The organism is Marinomonas rhizomae (genome assembly GCF_024397855.1).
Classification (GTDB): Bacteria; Pseudomonadota; Gammaproteobacteria; order Pseudomonadales; family Marinomonadaceae; genus Marinomonas; species Marinomonas rhizomae_A.
This window is the reverse complement of record NZ_CP073343.1, coordinates 503380-519435: the sequence shown is the minus strand read 5'-3', so window position 1 is coordinate 519435 and position 16056 is coordinate 503380. Positions and strand designations below refer to the sequence as shown.

The window sequence follows — 16056 nt, the reverse complement described above, 5'->3', positions numbered from 1 at the left end:
CTATTTATTAAGTGATAGAGACTAAGTATTTGGAGAACACAAACATGCAAACAAACATCAACGCAGACAATTTAAACCAAGCATTAAACGCTTTATCGCAAGGCTTCCGCTCACTGAAAGGCATAGGCGATGTCGAAGCAAAATCCAGCAATGACATCCTATTTGATGAATGGGACTGGGAAGTAGGCGTCGGATTATACGGTGATTTTCGTGATGCCAAAGAACGCAACGACCAAGCCGCACTAGAACGTATTGGCCGCTGGTACGATTGGCAGATCCAACGCGGTTTACCTCGTCGCCAAGTCAATTCAACTGCGCCTATGCTAACGCTGGCCCTCTTAGCCGAACACTTTCAACGTGAAGACTGGAAAAACATTGTCGAAGAATGGGCCGACTGGATTCACACTCAAATGCCCAAAACCGATGAAGAAGGTTATCAGCATCTTGTCAAAGAACGTGACAACGACGGTGAACTCTGGGATGACACCTTATTCATGGCCGCTTTATTTATGGGCGTAGCGGGCAAACTTTGCCAACGACCAGAGTGGTCCGAAGAAGCGCAATATCAATATTTATGTCATATCCGTTTTCTTGGCGACACGCACAGCGGACTGTTTTATCACGGCTGGACATTCCTTGGTCGACATAACTTTGCCAATGCACTTTGGGCCCGTGGCAATGCTTGGTTAACGCTTTCTATTCCGGAGCTGTTTCGCATTCTTAAGCCGCAAAGCGTCACCGCTCGACAATTAAAAAATGTGTATTTAACGCAAGTCAAAGCACTAAAAGAGTGCCAACGTGAAGACGGAATGTTTCATACTTTACTTGATGACCCTAGTTCACCCATTGAAGCATCGGCCACCGCCGCCATTGGTTATGGTTTACTGGCAGGCTGTCGTGAAGGCTTGCTAGAAATCACAGAATACCAAGACATGATTAATTTATGTCTGAATGCAGTGGTCACTAGAATCAATGACAAAGGTATTTTGGAAGAAGTATCCGATGGCACTGCCATGGGACACTCATTAGAGTTTTATAAACAAATTGGCAATACGCCAACGCCTTACGGCCAAGCACTAGCGTCACTTTTTTTATCTGAATATCGGAGTGTAACCAACAAAAAACGCTAACACTCGCATTAATAAATACTCTTATAGAGGCCTTTTTCACGACACGCGAGCGAAACCAAGACAAGGTAAAGCAGTCGTAAAAAGACTCTAATAACAAATATAAAAAACAGGAGCACCAAAATGGCTGCCATTCAGCTCAAAAACCTTCATAAACGCTATGAGTCCATTGATGTCATGCATCACGTTAATATCGACATCGAGGATGGAGAGTTTGTCGCTTTGGTAGGACCGTCAGGTTGCGGCAAGTCCACTTTATTACGCTTAATTTCTGGATTAGAGGAGATTACATCAGGGGAAATTTTATTTGATGGCAAAATTGTAAATCGGCTTTCTCCCGCCGAGCGAGAAATCGCCATGGTGTTCCAATCCTATGCGCTTTACCCACATATGACAGTGAAGAAAAACCTGTCGTTTGGTCTCGAAAACCTCAATATGGATCGTGCCATCATCGAAGAACGTATCCAAAAAGCGGCCAAGCTACTCGACCTTCTACCTTATATGGACAGAAAGCCCAGAGCGCTGTCTGGCGGACAAAGGCAACGGGTCGCCATTGGTCGAGCCATCGTACGTAACCCAAAAGTTTTTCTATTTGACGAACCTCTGTCTAACCTAGACGCCAAGCTACGAGTGCAAACCCGCGGCGAAATTACTAAGCTCCATAAAAAGCTAAATACCACCATGATTTATGTGACCCACGATCAAGTGGAAGCCATGACCATGGCTGAAAAAATCGTCGTGGTAAACGCCGGTAGAATTGAACAAGTCGGCAAACCTCTCGATCTTTTCGAACGCCCTGCTAACCGTTTCGTTGCTGAGTTTATTGGCTCACCCAAAATGAACATGTTTAAGGCCAAAATCACCAAGGTTGATGAAAGCGGAATTGAAGTGTCCTCAAGCACTATCGATCACTTCAGTATTCCCGTCATTTCGGAAAGTGCAAAAGTAGGCGATAGCGTCACTCTTGGTGTTCGGCCTTCGCACATCGAAATTGCCGAATCAGGCATACCATTAGAAATCACTCAACTTGAGTGCATGGGACATGAAACCTTTATTTATGGATCCATGCAGGGAGAAAGTGAAGAGTTAGTGGCACACCTTCCCCATCACTTTGAAGCTGAAATTGGCGACACCATTTTCCTTCGCTTCACGTCGCAATTCATGCACGTCTTCTGCGATAAAACAGACCAAGCATTTAAGAGGATAGAAGCATGAAAAATCTGTCCGCTTTCCTTTTCTCGATTCTCGATAGATTCATGCGTTTTGTTGAATTGCCGACCGTCTATTTACAGAAAAAGATTGGCGTACAACGCATGGGCTACCTGTTTGTCGCTCCAAACATGGTGCTATTTTCCTTGTTCGTTTTCTTACCCGTTGGCTTAGCCATTGCTTACGCTTTTACTGGCGGCACCAATATGCTGATTTGGGATCGTCCCTTTGTTGGCCTAGAAAACTTCTCACGCCTACTGAACTGCGGCAGCTATATGGACCCCGCCAGCTGCGAGTTCGATCTTTTTTGGACCGCCGTTCACAACACTTGGTGGTATACATTACTCAACGCTACAGGCACCTTGGTCATGGCGCTGATTACCGCCGTGGTGTTAAACCGCTTAACCAAAGGCAAGGCGCTTTTCCGCTCCATTTTCTTTTATCCGGTACTGCTTTCTCCAGTGGTTGTCGGGCTTATTTGGAAATGGTTTCTTGCCCGTGATGGTCTGTTGAATGCACTGGTATTGGATCTTGGCGGTGAACGCACCATCTTCCTTCTGGAGGTCTGGTGGTCTCGTTTTTGGGTGGTTTATGTGTCTATCTGGTTTCATATGGGCTTCTTCACGCTAATCATCTTAGCCGGTTTGCAAGCCATTCCAAGAGACATTTACGAAGCCGCAAAAGTCGATGGCACCAGCGAGTGGCGACAATTTTGGCGTATCACCTTGCCCTTATTGACCCCCAACTTATTGGTCGTCGCCGTACTCTTATTGATTCGCTCTGTACAAGTATTCGACGAAGCCTGGGTACTAACCGATGGTGGTGGTCCCGGAACCGCCAACACATTCATTGTGCAATTTATCTATCAAACCGCCTTCAGCTCTGAAGTTAGACTTTATGGTCTTGCATCAGCGGCATCAGTATTAATGGGCTTAGCCCTGCTCGCGCTGACGTTAATACAAGTCTGGCTAGCGAAAAAAGCGGAGTACTAATTATGCTTAAATTTTTAACCCGTACTCGTCATCACGGAAAAATGGACATTACCGATATTTTGTCTTGGCTTTGGTTAACACTCGGCACGGCCGTGATTGCCATTCCAATTGCTTGGGCCATGTTGTCTTCACTTAAAACCGAGGCTGAAGTAAACAGCTTCCCACCCAGCCTCATCCCACAATCGACAGTGAACACTCAGGTAGAGGGCTACGACAAAGACCTTTCTGTTTGGCAGTGGACCAAGCCCGATGGCGAAACCAAACAAGTCGCCCTAGTGCGCCGTATTGGTATCAAAGCCACTGTCGTGGATATGGATAATCCAGAAAAAACCTTCCAAGTGCCTATTTCAGAAATCACCCAATTAAAAGACGTGCATTTTCAATGGCAGAACTATACGGACCCTCTAGAGCGTTTTGATTTTTTCACTTACATCAAAAATACGGTGTTCGTCACTGTAGTGGCAACAATATTGACGCTACTGCTTAACTCTATGGCGGCGTTTGCTTTGTCAAAGTATAAATTTCGCGGCAAAAATGCGATCTTCATGTTGATTTTATCCACCTTAATGTTGCCGCTATCTGTCATAATGGTGCCTGCCTTTATCGTCATTGTCGGCTTAAATCTCGCGGACAATTTATGGGGGGTGATTTTTGCCACGGTCGCCACACCGACTGGCGTCTTTATGCTAAGGCAATATATGCTGACCATTCCCGACGATTTGATCGAAGCAGCACGAGTCGATGCCGCATCAGAGTTTCGGATTTATTGGCGCATTGTGTTACCGCTTTGTGCGCCAGCTTTGGCGGTATTAGCGATATTCTCTGTCATATGGAGATGGAATGATTTTCTCTGGCCATTGATCGTGCTATCAAGTCCAGAAAATTACACATTACAGATTGGTTTGAATGCTTTCCAAGGGCAATTCTCGGTAGAGTGGCACTATATTCTCGCGATGACCGTTATTGCATTATTACCAGTGACCATCGTCTTTCTTGTTTTACAAAAATACATTACTGAAGGCGTAGCAGGCAGTGGAGTCAAATAAGCTATGAGTTTAAAGAAAATCTCAGAACAAAGCGGTGTCGCCATCAGTACGGTCAGTCACGTACTGAATGGCACCGCCAAGATATCTGATGACGTTCGCCAACGAGTATTACAAATAGCCAAAGATATTGGCTATTTGGATTCTCGTATCAAGCGCGCACAGACACCAACATTGCGTAAAATCGCTCTGTTTGTAGACTCTGATCGCCTTAGACAAACCGACGTCAATTTCGTCTCATGGACAATACTCGAAACACTGCGCAAGGAATGCGAGCAAAAAGGGGTCGAAATCGAACCCATTTTGATCGACGAAATAAAAGGCGATTACAGCAAGATATCGGAACGCCTGACAAAGACGAAATGCGATGGCATTTTGGTGTACTTCGATGAAAACCAAAAGCTTCTTAATGAAGTCATCAATACGGCTTTGCCCTGTATTTTGCTCGCAGGGCAAGAACCCGGCATGCACATTGGCTCAGTCGGTATTGGCGACAGAAACGGCGCTCGTCTAGGTGTTGAGCATCTGATAGAACTGGGCCACAGAGACATAGGCATTGTCTCTTGGCCTGGGCGCTATACCATCCGACAACGACTTGATGGTTTTAAAGAAGCCATTAATGAACACCTCGAGCTGGGTCTTTCAACCACTGACATTCAACTGGACAGTTTTCAACCAGACATTGCTGAAAAAGGCATGACAAAATGGTTGGAACAGAACCCAGACCTAAACCAGGTAACCGCCTTCTTTTGTCTTGCCGACAACGTCGCCATCGGCGTCTTGAATGCCTTGCAAAAGAAAGGCATTCAAGTACCTCAGGATGTGTCTATTCTCGGCTTTGATGACGTATTTGCAGGCCAGATGATGAAACCAGCTCTATCAACCGTTCATACGCCGCTGCATCACATTGCCCGCTGCGCCTTGGAAGAGCTCGAACTTCTCACTCGTCGCACCAGCAAAAATGCACCAGCGCGAAGAGTAGAGCTCGGTTGTCGTCTTATTGAAAGGCAATCGTGTAAAGCGATATAAAAAACGATATAGAAAAGCGACGTTAAGCCAAACCCAATTTCTCAAAGACGTTGGGCTTGGCTTTTTAATGACTTCCACCAACCTCTTTTTCGAACCACTCCACATCCCAGTATTGTCCAAATTTCCGGCCTACTTCGAGGTAGACACCAACGGATTCAAAACCAAATTTTTCATGGATAATTTGTGAGGCTTCATTAGGCAAGGTGATGCCTGCGTAGGCGCGGTGTACGTCCTCTGTTTCCAGTTGCTCAAACAGTTCAAGATACAGAGCGGTTCCTAGACCTCGACCTTTGGTGTTTGGCTTTAGATAAATACTGACTTCTACCGAGGTTTCATAAGCGCGTTTTGGTTTGAATTGACCGCTACAAGCATAACCAAGAATGTCACCGTCTTGTTCCGCCACCAATAAGCGGTGCCGACCTGTGGGCGCAAACTGCGAAAACCAAACCGCTCGACCTTCTAACGTGTAAGGCTCAATGTCAAAGGTCGTCGCCGTATTCACTATGTAGTGATTATAAAGGTCGGTTAATGCGGGTAGATCGTCAATCACAGCAGGACGAATTTGGATGCTCATTTTTATCTCCCAATGGCAATAATCTAAAGCCACATTACTTTCGACGAAATGGCGTTTTATTAAACTTTATTTCATCAGCTCTGGCCATTGCGTAGACCAACAACAATGGTGATCAAAACCTGCCACGATTTTTATTGGCGGTTTCTTTCCGTCAGGAAAGCGCGATTGATAGGACTCCGCGACGAATAACGGCACCGTACTATCATTTCCGCCCACAAGATGAAGTTGTGGAATACTCACTAACTTTTCCCAATAGTCGGCAGGATTAAGCGAGCCAGTCAAAGGCGAAACATTCAGCTGCTGTGTCCATGTTTGAGGATCTAAATTCCCGGCCACAGTAACGAGTCGAACCACATCATCGCGCCTTGCAGCCACCAAAGCCGCCACAGCGCCACCGCCGGAATAGCCCACTAAAACGAGCTGACTTGCGTGCATTTTTGCTTTCACCAGTGATATAGCTTCATCCATTGACGACACAACTTCAGGGGCAAAACGTTCAGCGGTCCAATACTTTCTAGAACAATTATTGTCTTCAACATACTGGCAAGGACGACCTAAATACACAGCATTACTTTTATCCTTTATCGCCAACGTCAGAGCCAAAGGGTTCATCGGCGTTGGGTTGGATGACGCTTTTGTGCGACTAATCCACGCTAAACCATCGCCTTCGATATAAATGGTTAATGGATCATTTGAGACGCTTTTTTCTGCATTAGGAGAATAACTGCGAATAGCAAAATACTCAGTATCTATTGTCTGTTTTTTCCAACCCACATACTCCGCCATTGAATCAGCATTTTCTACTCGGCTTTCAACGGAAAAACGTGCGCAGCCTTGCAGTATCAATACGGATAACACTATAAAAACCCAAAAACATGTTTTCATACCATTCCTTTTCGATGCAAAAAAAAGCCCCGCATCATAATGCGAGGCTTTTATCATAACCACTTGGTGTTTAAAAACGAGACTTTAGCCTTTAAAACATCCAAGTAAATTTCGCGGTGGCCGTTTGGTTTAGGAAGTCGGAACGCCCTTCTAAGTCATAACGAACGGTGATTTCTGTCATATCGTCTAGCTCATAGTTCACACCAACACCGGCACTAACCACCCAAGGAGACAATTCCAAACCTTCCGTTGTAAAGGCCGTGCCGCCACCGGCATAAGACGCGGTCAGTGATGAGGTTTCATTCATCACGTCATAACCCACACCCGCACTGGCTGCCCAAGACAAGCTATCATTAATACGCTGGTTCAGATCGCCATTGATCGAGATCAAAAACGCTTCCGCTGTGTTGCTGCGTACGTTTAAATTCAAGGCATCCGCACCCGTTTCTTTATAGCTTTCGTCTTTGATATAAGAGTAAGCAGCACGCACACTTGGCGTTAAACTCGTATCGCCATTGATCGCAAACGTACGACCCAAACCAGCACTTAAATTCCCGGTATAACTGGTGTAGTCAGATTTAGCCGTCGTGCTCATGAAGTTGATATTTCTCGTGCCGTCAGTTTGGTTAACACCGGCACTCGCTTGCCAAGAAACATCTACATTATGGAACGATTCACCCAGATTGCGCTGTCCATAGAGAATTACTTGATAAGCATCGATATCCGCATGGTTGGTTGTGCTCGTTCCTTTACCATCACCTTTGGTGTTCATGTAAGACAAGGCAAAACCAATCGACGTAGTGTCATTGATATCACCGTCCATACCACCAATAATGCCATAGGTCTTAGCATCGTAACCACTTACACCATGTCGTGTATCTTGTTTTGCCCAGCTGCCCACCGGTTTTACCCAGGCGTTTCCATCGGCAATAAAACCATCACCAGAAGAGGTACCCGTTTCTGCTGAACGGCCACCAGATGAAGCGCCCACTGTGCTGGACTGACGTGCTGCGACTACATTGCCATTGGCTTGCATCACGCCAGAAGAGACTTTCGCTGACGAACCAGACAATAGCGGCAAAGTTTGCGCTACGGCATCACTTACTTCTTTTTCAGTTGTAAGTCTAACGAATGAGGCAACGACACTATCCATAGTGGAACCTGTCGTTCCGCTATCAACAAAAGCATCAACAAACGAATCTAAAACTGTAGCTGCCCCTGCACCACTGGAAAAGCCTTGTTGCTCAACAAACTTTGCAATAGTTACTTGATTGTCAGGTGTCGGCTCTGGCGTTGGCTCAGGAGTCGGTGTTGGCTCAGGCTCAGGAGTCGGTGTTGGCTCAGGAGTCGGCGTTGGCGTTGGCGTTGGCGTTGGCGTTGGCGTTGGCGTTGGCGTTGGCGTTGGCGTTGGCGTTGGCGTTGGCGTTGGCGTTGGCGTCACCGTGGCACGAGCAATGGATAGGTCAACTGATTTCTTATCGTCATTAACACTGGCTTTGAAATCAAACAACGTGGAATTATCCGTCACGACAAAACCCTCAGATTTCAACGTATCCGCTTCGATGACTTTCGTCATGGTACCAGCCCCTAAGCTGTTCACTTTGGTCACATCCACATCGATTTTGGAATCTTTTGCAAACGTCGCCGTGTTAGTCACTTTTAACTTACCAAAACTGGTTAAGCTGCTGGCGCCTACTTTCAGTGTGCCACTGGTTTGATTGTAATCACCGCCTAACGTCAGAGTATCGCCATCAGCAATAGACAAGGTACCGCCATTAACGTTAGTCTTTCCCGTGTAACCAGATAAATCACCCGTAAATCGGGTAGTGCCATGTATAAGGTTGATATTGCTTTTGTCACTCGCTCCGCCAGTAATGTCAGAAGCGAAAACATAGTTTGTATCCGTGTGGTTAAACACTAAAGTGCCCGCTCCAGCGCCAAACTCAATAGCCTTTCCAGCACCTACCGTCAATATGCCTGCAGCCGTGGCCGTATCGTCTTGTGCCGCACCAATATTAACGATACCTTGAGAGTCAGCTTTATTTCCGATGAATAAGCTCTCAGAAGTAACCTTTGCCCCGTCAGAAATCGTCAAGGTGCCTTTGCCTTCTCCCCCAACATACACTTTTGATTCTAAAGAAGAGCCATTTCCAGATACGGTAACGGTCCCTTCAGAGCCGCCAAGAGTTCCGATAACAACACCTTCATCAGAAGTAACCTTTGCCCCGTCAGAAATCCTCAAGGTGCCTTTGCCTTGATACCCTAAATACATATACTTTGCTGTTAAAAAAGAGCCTTTTCCAAAAGAGTCAATCCCCTTTACATCAATGATACCTTCAGAGTTGCTCTCATATCCGTAAATCAATGGACCAGAAGTCACCTTTGCCCCGTCAGAAATCGTCATGGTTCCTTTGCCAGAGTACCCAACAGTCATATTGCCTGTTGATTCTAAAGAAGCGTCGCTTCCCGTTACGGTAACGCTCCCTTCGGAGCTCGCTTCCCCTGCAATAGTTAATACGCTACCACCTAATTTACCCTGATCCGCAATCGACAAAGTACCAGCTGAAACCGTTGTGTTGCCGGTATAATTTGAGTTATCCCCCGTCAACGTCAACGTACCCGCACCGGATTTAGTCAGTGCTCCACTACCAGAAATGACACCAGAAGCCGTGACAGTCTTGTCACTTGCAACGCTGACAGTACTTGTTTTATCGGCAGTTAGAGTCACTGCATTTGCAAGTGTTGTATCATCGGTTACTTCCAACGTACCGCCGCTCAAGCCTAAATCACCAGTGCCGAGATTATTCTGTTCAGCAATAGATAAGGTACCGCCCTTAACATTGGTCTTTCCCGCATAACCAGATAAATCTCCAGTAAATTGGGTAGTGCCATGCACAATGTTAATATTGCTGTTGTTGCTCGTTCCGCCAGTGATGTCAGGAGCGAAAACATAATTCGTATCCGTATGGTTAAACACCAAAGAGCCCGTTCCAGAGCCAAACTTAACAGCCCCTCCATCACCGACAGTCAATGTACCGGCAACCGCTGCCGCTTCGCCTTCTGCTGCGCCGATATTAATGGTACCTTCAGAGCTGCTGAGATATCCGATATTTAAATCGCTACCAGCGGTCGCGGTCACCTTTGCCCCGTCAGCAATCGTCAAGGTGCCTTTGCCAGATCTCCCAACATACATGCTTTGTTTTGATGTTAAAGAAGAGTTAGCTCCCTTTACCGTAACACTACCTTCAGAGCCGTCAACATATGCGATTTGGATTGTGCCATCCGAAGTCACCTTTGCCCCGTCAGAAATCGTCATGGTACCTTTACCACTGCCCCCAACATACATAATGTATGTTGATGTTAAAGAAGAGCCCTTTCCCGATACGGTAACGGTACCATTATCATCTTTATTATATCCAAGCCTTAAAGATTCACTAACGGCTTCAGTCTTGTCTGTTACATTCGCTGTTCTGCTATTGACATAAACTTCATCACCTATTGATGGCACACTATCGCCCGCCCAGTTCGCACCTTCAGCCCAAGAGCCATCCTCCCCCTTCCAAGTGACTGTATCCGCCAATGCACTTGAAAGGGGCATTAAGCCAATACCCGCAATCAGTACACTTCCCAATACACCGGACTTTAGTTTAGGTATTTTGCTTGAGGATTGGGTTTTATGTTTTCCCTTGGCGGCTTCACTGGCCACAACCCATAACCCTAGTGCGGCGTTCCAAACAAGACGAAATGAACGATTCATTGATTTTTAACTCCAAAGTATTAAGAACAAAAGTGAACCAGCAGCGCGAAAAAACCACCACTCAGTCAGAATGTCGTCAAGAATAACGCTTTGAATAGGCCTGAAACTGACGAAAGCTGTCAAAACACCCTTGAAACGTGCAAGAAAAGAGACTTTATTACATTTCATTACAGTTAATTACATTTAGAGGATTGTTGTACTTGGCAGAAGATTGAAATTGGTAATGTGAGGAATGGGCGAAGATGAAGTAACACTGGATGCAAGCCTAAAAAAGCCAATAGAACAAAGACATGGTTTATGTAATAGTTACGTATTAAGCCAAATTTTCTTCGTGTCCATTAAAAAAGACCGTACTGATGAACTATGACAAAAAACATCGCTTTCTTTAACCGCTAACAAGCCTATCGTTTATTTATGTCTATTTTTCCTCGCGTTGTTACTATTTTGCTTAGCTTCATCATGAGTCTTGCTTCGTTATCGGCTCATTCTCAAAACATCATTATCGACAATGACGTTAGCACGCTGAATCTCACCCAAAATATCGAGTATCTTGTTGATGAAAAAGGGAATCTAACACTAGAAGACGTTCTGCGTAAACAGGATGATTTTGTAGCAGTGACTTTTCCCTTTGGAGCCGGCTTTTCAAAAAACGCTCATTGGTTTAAGTTCACTTTACAGCGTGAGCAAGGCGCTGAAAAAGACTGGCTGTTAGCTGTTAATCCAATCTACTTAGACAGTGTAAAACTGTATACTGATTTGGGGGCTAATGGTCATTATTCCGAAGACGAAGTCGGTGACCAGCTCCCTGCAAGCTCACGCATTTCGAATTCAATTCTGACGCTATTTTCCTTTCCAATTGCGTTAACAGACACTCACCCTCACACTTTTTATATTCGGCTACAAACAGAAAGTTCTACTGTATTACAACTCACCCTAAGAACAATATTGACCGCCGAGTTAGAAAAATCATCATTAACGTTAAAATCAGGTATCGAAATTGGTGGCTGGCTAATGCTTTGCCTTTACGCCTGTGTTATGTCATGGCTTTCAAAAAAAAATGCTTATATATTGAGTTGCCTTTACGTTATTGGTTGCATGATTAGACGAATCCACATCAGTGGAATCGCAGCACAGTATATCTTTCCAAACGACCCTTTCTTAGTAAGCTTACTTGCTCCTTTGGGAGTATGCTTAATGATATCTGGGGTTACCGTATTCTTTATGACTTTTTTCAAAACCAAGACTCATTTTAAGAAGTTGCATTTTTTCTTAAAGTTTGAACTTGGTATTGTTTTGGTTGCATTTATTAGTATTTTTTTGGGGAAATATTATTTAATTGCTCCATTCATGTTTTACAGTGTGATAATTTTATTCCCTATACTTAGCTTTATTATTTGGAGAGGTGTAACACTAGATATAGCAGGAAGTCGATCCTTATTCTGGGGTTTTTTGATTTTTTTCCTACTTAATGGAAGTGTTGCCATTATTACCGCATCAAACATATCGACACCGCCTTTGTTGCTAGAAATGCCAGAGCTCGCTTCTTTTGTTTTTATTCTTTTAATGTACCAAGGTCTGTATCAACGTAAAAAAATAGAAGATGATAGAAAAAGAGAATCAAAATCAAAAATAGAATTAGCAAACAAAAATACTGAGATGGAGAAAAAACTAAGAGTTGATCAATCCAACTTTATGATGCTGATTACTCATGAATTAAAAACGCCACTGACTGTAATTGACAGCGTATTGCAAACCTTGGATATCGAAAAAATCAATATATCTGCTGCTCTTGCTGCGAGACACAACCTTATAAAAAAATCACTTGATGAACTAAACTCCTTAATCAATACCACATTAATGACAGAACACTCAGAGTCGAAAAGTTTCTCTCCAATTCCTAAAAATGTGGATGTTTATCAATCCCTTCATAACGCCATCAATCAGTTGTCTATTAAAGAGCAAGAGTCTCTTCTAAAGGTTCCAAGAAAATTAAAAATTTATGCGGATCCATCGTTATTCAACTTGGTACTCAGCAATCTATTAAGGAATGCGCTAAAATATAAAACACCAGACTCATTAATCGCTATTAGTGCGACTAAAACAATACAAGAAAATAAGAATGGCACTGTAATTTCTATATCAAATTATTATGATTCAATAGAAGAACCCAATACAGAAATATGGTTTCAGAAATACTACCGCCAATCCGATACTCCTAATATTCAAGGCTTTGGGTTGGGGTTATATCTGACAAAAGCTATTATTGAGGCTCACTCAGGGCAGATCAAATGCCACGCAGAGAAAAAACAAAACCTTTGGAAAATCACCTTTGAGATATGGTTTCCTTCTTTAAAAAATGATCAGGACTTATCGAAAATATGACATGTATTTATTTTGTTGAAGACAATACAGTTTTATTAAATAACGGACTGTTATGGCTAAAAAGTGAAGGCTATGATGCCCATGGAGCTAGCTCTGCTAAAGAACTTTCTGGCTTAATGGAAAATCAAATACCAGATCTAGTGATTCTGGACTGGAATTTACCTGGGGAGGATGGTCTCTCTATTGCGGGTAAATTGAGAAATGACCCCGAAACCCAAGATATCTTTATTATTTTTGTCACCGCTCGCAACTCAATGGATGACAGGTTATCAGCCCTTGGAGAAGCAGATGCTTATATTACCAAGCCATTTGATTATCGTGAATTACTTGCCACCATTCGTGCTTTGCTACGACGATCAAATAATAACGATACCGAACAAGATCTCAACACCTGGAAATACCTGCCAGCAAAAAGCATTATCCTTTCTCCAGACGAAATAGAGCTAGAAATCACCGAAAAAGAAAGCATACTCATTCAGCTTTTTATCCAGCATCCCAAGAAGGTTGTCTCTCCAAAAATGATTTCTGAAGCCTTCAATGAAGATCTCAGTATCTTCGAAAAAAATCGCATTGAGGTGCTTGTTTCTCGCTTACGCAATAAATTAAAAACCGGTAACGACAACCCAATTCGCAGCTTTCGTAACAAGGGATACCAGCTAATGATCAACATAAAAAAAGTCGAGGAATAGACCATTAGAATTAATTAGGGCCAGATGAAGAATACGGGGATTTCTTCATCTGGCCCTAGCTACCATTGAATGACTGTGGGTGTAAAAACACCCTTTGTCATTATTTGCTGCCAGAGACAGCAAAGCCGCTAAAGCCACCCATTGGCAGGTCAGCCATTAGGGTTGCAGCGCCTGTCATTAGGTTCATAGAGTAAAGCCCAGCTTTTGATGCACCTTCAAGCTGCAATACAGCGTAAGCGGCGTCAGAACCTTCTTTAGCAGAAACAATATCGAAGCCACCCATTGATGATACGTCTACGGCCTTGCCATTGATGGTGATCTTAGCGACGGTTTTTAATTCACCTACATTATTAGCAAGGCTGACCAAGGAATCTGTTTTGCTGTCTAACGCAAACTGGAACGTGCTCGACGCTTTTGCACCGGCAATGGCGTTCGTGTAAGCATTGGCAAAAATCTCAGGCGTCATGCCTTCGTTGCTGTCGCCTTTTGCATAAAATGTTGAGGTGAATTTTAATACTGAATTGGCACGCTTATCTTCTTTACCAAAACCAACTGGGAAATACACCAAGTTTGTACCATCAGAACCTACCATACGAACAGCATCGATTTTATTATTAAAATCCATCGCGGTTGCTGAAGCGCCCTTTGAAATCATGGCACCTTTTGTGAAGCTAGCACCAAGATCTGTTAGCTTGCCTGTCTTAGTATCAACAGAATAGACAGCGCCATTGGAATAGCCCAACAACTCACCAGTAACTGGGCGATAAGCCACGGCATCAAGCTTACTACTTAGCGTAAAAGTGTCCATTTTAGCAGGAGACGCGATAGACCCCATTGTGATCAAGGTCGTTCCATTATTGGCAAGCGCGTATCCAGCTATATGGCTATCTTGGTCTGATGTTCCATAAAAGCCAGTTGAACAAGCAGAAACAGCGAAAGCGGTTGAGGCAGCAATAATTGTCTTTTTCATCATAATCATCCTATATGAGTTGTATTAGTAAACTAAGTGTCACCCAATTGGGTGGCTCATACAGAGATACTCATCTTTTAAAAAAAGGTTTCAGATAAAGGATATTTTTAAAAAATTTATTTATTACACAAACCGAATCTGGCGTTCACAGTCTTAACATACGATGAAATCATGGTTGCTGTTTACTCAGCCGTTCAGTCCTATGAGTGTTTTTGAAGGTGTTTCACCAAAAAGTTGTTTGTAGTCTTTGGCAAACTGGCTTAGGTGCCAGAATCCCCATTGGGCGGCGATGTCGCTGACGGATTGATCTCTTTTTGCCTGTACCAGAGAGCGACGCACGCCGTTTAGTCGGCTGATGCGTAGGTATTGAATCGGGCTGACGCCGAGGATGCTTTCAAAACTGTACTGCAAGGTACGACGGCTAACGTTGGTTATTTCACATAACTGGGTAACCGTGACAGGCTCATCAAGGTGGTGATCTAAAAACTGACGGGCGCAATCGACGACTTTTTTACGGTGGTAATAGCTTTGTGTTTTGGCGGGCTGTGGGGTTTCTACTTTGAGTACTTCGAGCAATGCCATCATCACAATATCTTGCTGCAAGCGCGGCGGTGTTCTGCTTTCTGCACTGAGTAATCGCGCGAGTAAGAAGCGCACTTCTTCTAAGGTTTTATCTGGCACGCCAAGGCGGCCATGTTCGGTGAGTTCTGTCCAATTTAGATCGACACCATGGATCAACGCCATCTTCATTAGCTTGGACTGATCTACCACTAGGCCATATAGGTCGTAATCTTGCGGTGTGGAAAGCTGGAAATCACAATCGCCCGGTCGACACATAATGTTATTTTCATGAATCGTTAAACCATTAATGCGACTTTCTTCTTGATCGACAAGAGGAATCCCCAACCAAACAGAGTCAGGCCAAACGACACATTTTTGCTGCAATGACTGACTGGTGTGCTCACAAAAAACCTGTAAGCCATCAAAAGGTAGCTCGACAATCCGGCCATAAAAACTACCACGGCTGGTCTGATCGTACTCTTGTTGCCAGTTGGTCAAATTACTGGCGTGCAAATCTGCGTCGTGCGCTTCCGACAATCTTACTTTCGGCACACGAACTTGCGATGCATCAGCTTTCGATATATCAGAGGAAAAGCCCTGTTTTGGTGCGTCAATCATTGAATTCAACATAATCACGTCTATCCATGTTTATTGATTTTCTTCGAAATAAATAGAAAACCAACCTAACAATTTGAAAAATAAAGATTTTATTAATTTTGCCATTATTCGATAACGTCGTTTTATGGAATTCCGTAATGTTAACTAACGTTATATATGTTCAAGCTATGCAAAATTTACACCCTTTTATTGTTTGCTTTTTTGAACCAACACCATGTCA

General features: G+C 43.9%; 12 protein-coding genes. 7 read left to right on the top strand and 5 right to left on the bottom strand.

Translation table 11 applies throughout. From position 1 onward, the window contains the following. Positions 1 to 44 precede the first annotated feature (44 nt). The 5 genes from bglB (at position 45) to KDW99_RS02285 (ending at position 5400) form a co-directional block, all read left to right on the top strand. Complete coding sequence (bglB, locus tag KDW99_RS02305; RefSeq protein ID WP_255827722.1) at positions 45 to 1130, top strand: beta-galactosidase BglB; 1086 nt, start codon at positions 45 to 47, stop codon at positions 1128 to 1130. A 120-nt stretch (positions 1131 to 1250) separates the two neighbouring features. Then, positions 1251 to 2342, top strand: a complete 1092-nt coding sequence (locus tag KDW99_RS02300; protein WP_255827721.1) for an ABC transporter ATP-binding protein — start codon at positions 1251 to 1253, stop codon at positions 2340 to 2342. Then, on the top strand, positions 2339 to 3328 hold the full coding sequence (locus KDW99_RS02295; RefSeq protein ID WP_255827720.1) for a carbohydrate ABC transporter permease: 990 nt from the start codon (positions 2339 to 2341) through the stop codon (positions 3326 to 3328). Before KDW99_RS02300 ends, KDW99_RS02295 begins: the two co-directional genes overlap by 4 nt. Positions 3329 to 3330: 2 nt before the next feature. After that, complete coding sequence (locus tag KDW99_RS02290; protein WP_255827719.1) at positions 3331 to 4374, top strand: carbohydrate ABC transporter permease; 1044 nt, start codon at positions 3331 to 3333, stop codon at positions 4372 to 4374. Between the two features lie 3 nt (positions 4375 to 4377). Continuing rightward, positions 4378 to 5400, top strand: a complete 1023-nt coding sequence (locus tag KDW99_RS02285) for a LacI family DNA-binding transcriptional regulator (RefSeq protein ID WP_255827718.1) — start codon at positions 4378 to 4380, stop codon at positions 5398 to 5400. Between the two features lie 64 nt (positions 5401 to 5464). On the opposite strand, the gene KDW99_RS02280 is transcribed toward KDW99_RS02285, so the two are convergent. From KDW99_RS02280 to KDW99_RS02270, 3 genes are all read right to left on the bottom strand, one after another. After that, positions 5465 to 5974 (bottom strand): GNAT family N-acetyltransferase, encoded by a 510-nt coding sequence (locus KDW99_RS02280; protein WP_255827717.1) that lies wholly within the window; start codon positions 5972 to 5974, stop codon positions 5465 to 5467. Positions 5975 to 6040: 66 nt separating this feature from the next. Beyond that, the gene (locus tag KDW99_RS02275) at positions 6041 to 6859 is read right to left on the bottom strand and encodes an alpha/beta hydrolase (protein ID WP_255827716.1); all 819 of its coding nucleotides are present in this window, start codon (positions 6857 to 6859) and stop codon (positions 6041 to 6043) included. Positions 6860 to 6950: 91 nt separating this feature from the next. Then, positions 6951 to 10616, bottom strand: a complete 3666-nt coding sequence (locus KDW99_RS02270) for an autotransporter domain-containing protein (protein WP_255827715.1) — start codon at positions 10614 to 10616, stop codon at positions 6951 to 6953. A 414-nt stretch (positions 10617 to 11030) separates the two neighbouring features. On the opposite strand from KDW99_RS02270, the gene KDW99_RS02265 reads away from it, so the two are divergent. Together KDW99_RS02265 and KDW99_RS02260 are read left to right on the top strand one after the other, a co-directional pair. Then, positions 11031 to 12998, top strand: coding sequence for a sensor histidine kinase (locus tag KDW99_RS02265; protein WP_255827714.1), 1968 nt, complete (start codon positions 11031 to 11033; stop codon positions 12996 to 12998). Further along, complete coding sequence (locus tag KDW99_RS02260; protein ID WP_255827713.1) at positions 12995 to 13687, top strand: response regulator transcription factor; 693 nt, start codon at positions 12995 to 12997, stop codon at positions 13685 to 13687. Before KDW99_RS02265 ends, KDW99_RS02260 begins: the two co-directional genes overlap by 4 nt. A 100-nt stretch (positions 13688 to 13787) precedes the next feature. Here the strand turns inward: KDW99_RS02260 and KDW99_RS02255 are convergent, their stop codons facing one another. Both KDW99_RS02255 and KDW99_RS02250 read right to left on the bottom strand, forming a co-directional pair. Beyond that, positions 13788 to 14657 carry a DUF4394 domain-containing protein gene (locus tag KDW99_RS02255; RefSeq protein ID WP_255827712.1) on the bottom strand — a complete coding sequence of 290 codons (870 nt, stop codon included), beginning with the start codon at positions 14655 to 14657 and terminating at the stop codon, positions 13788 to 13790. Positions 14658 to 14843: 186 nt separating this feature from the next. Further along, positions 14844 to 15848 (bottom strand): helix-turn-helix domain-containing protein, encoded by a 1005-nt coding sequence (locus KDW99_RS02250; RefSeq protein WP_255827711.1) that lies wholly within the window; start codon positions 15846 to 15848, stop codon positions 14844 to 14846. Between the last annotated feature and the right edge of the window lie 208 nt (positions 15849 to 16056).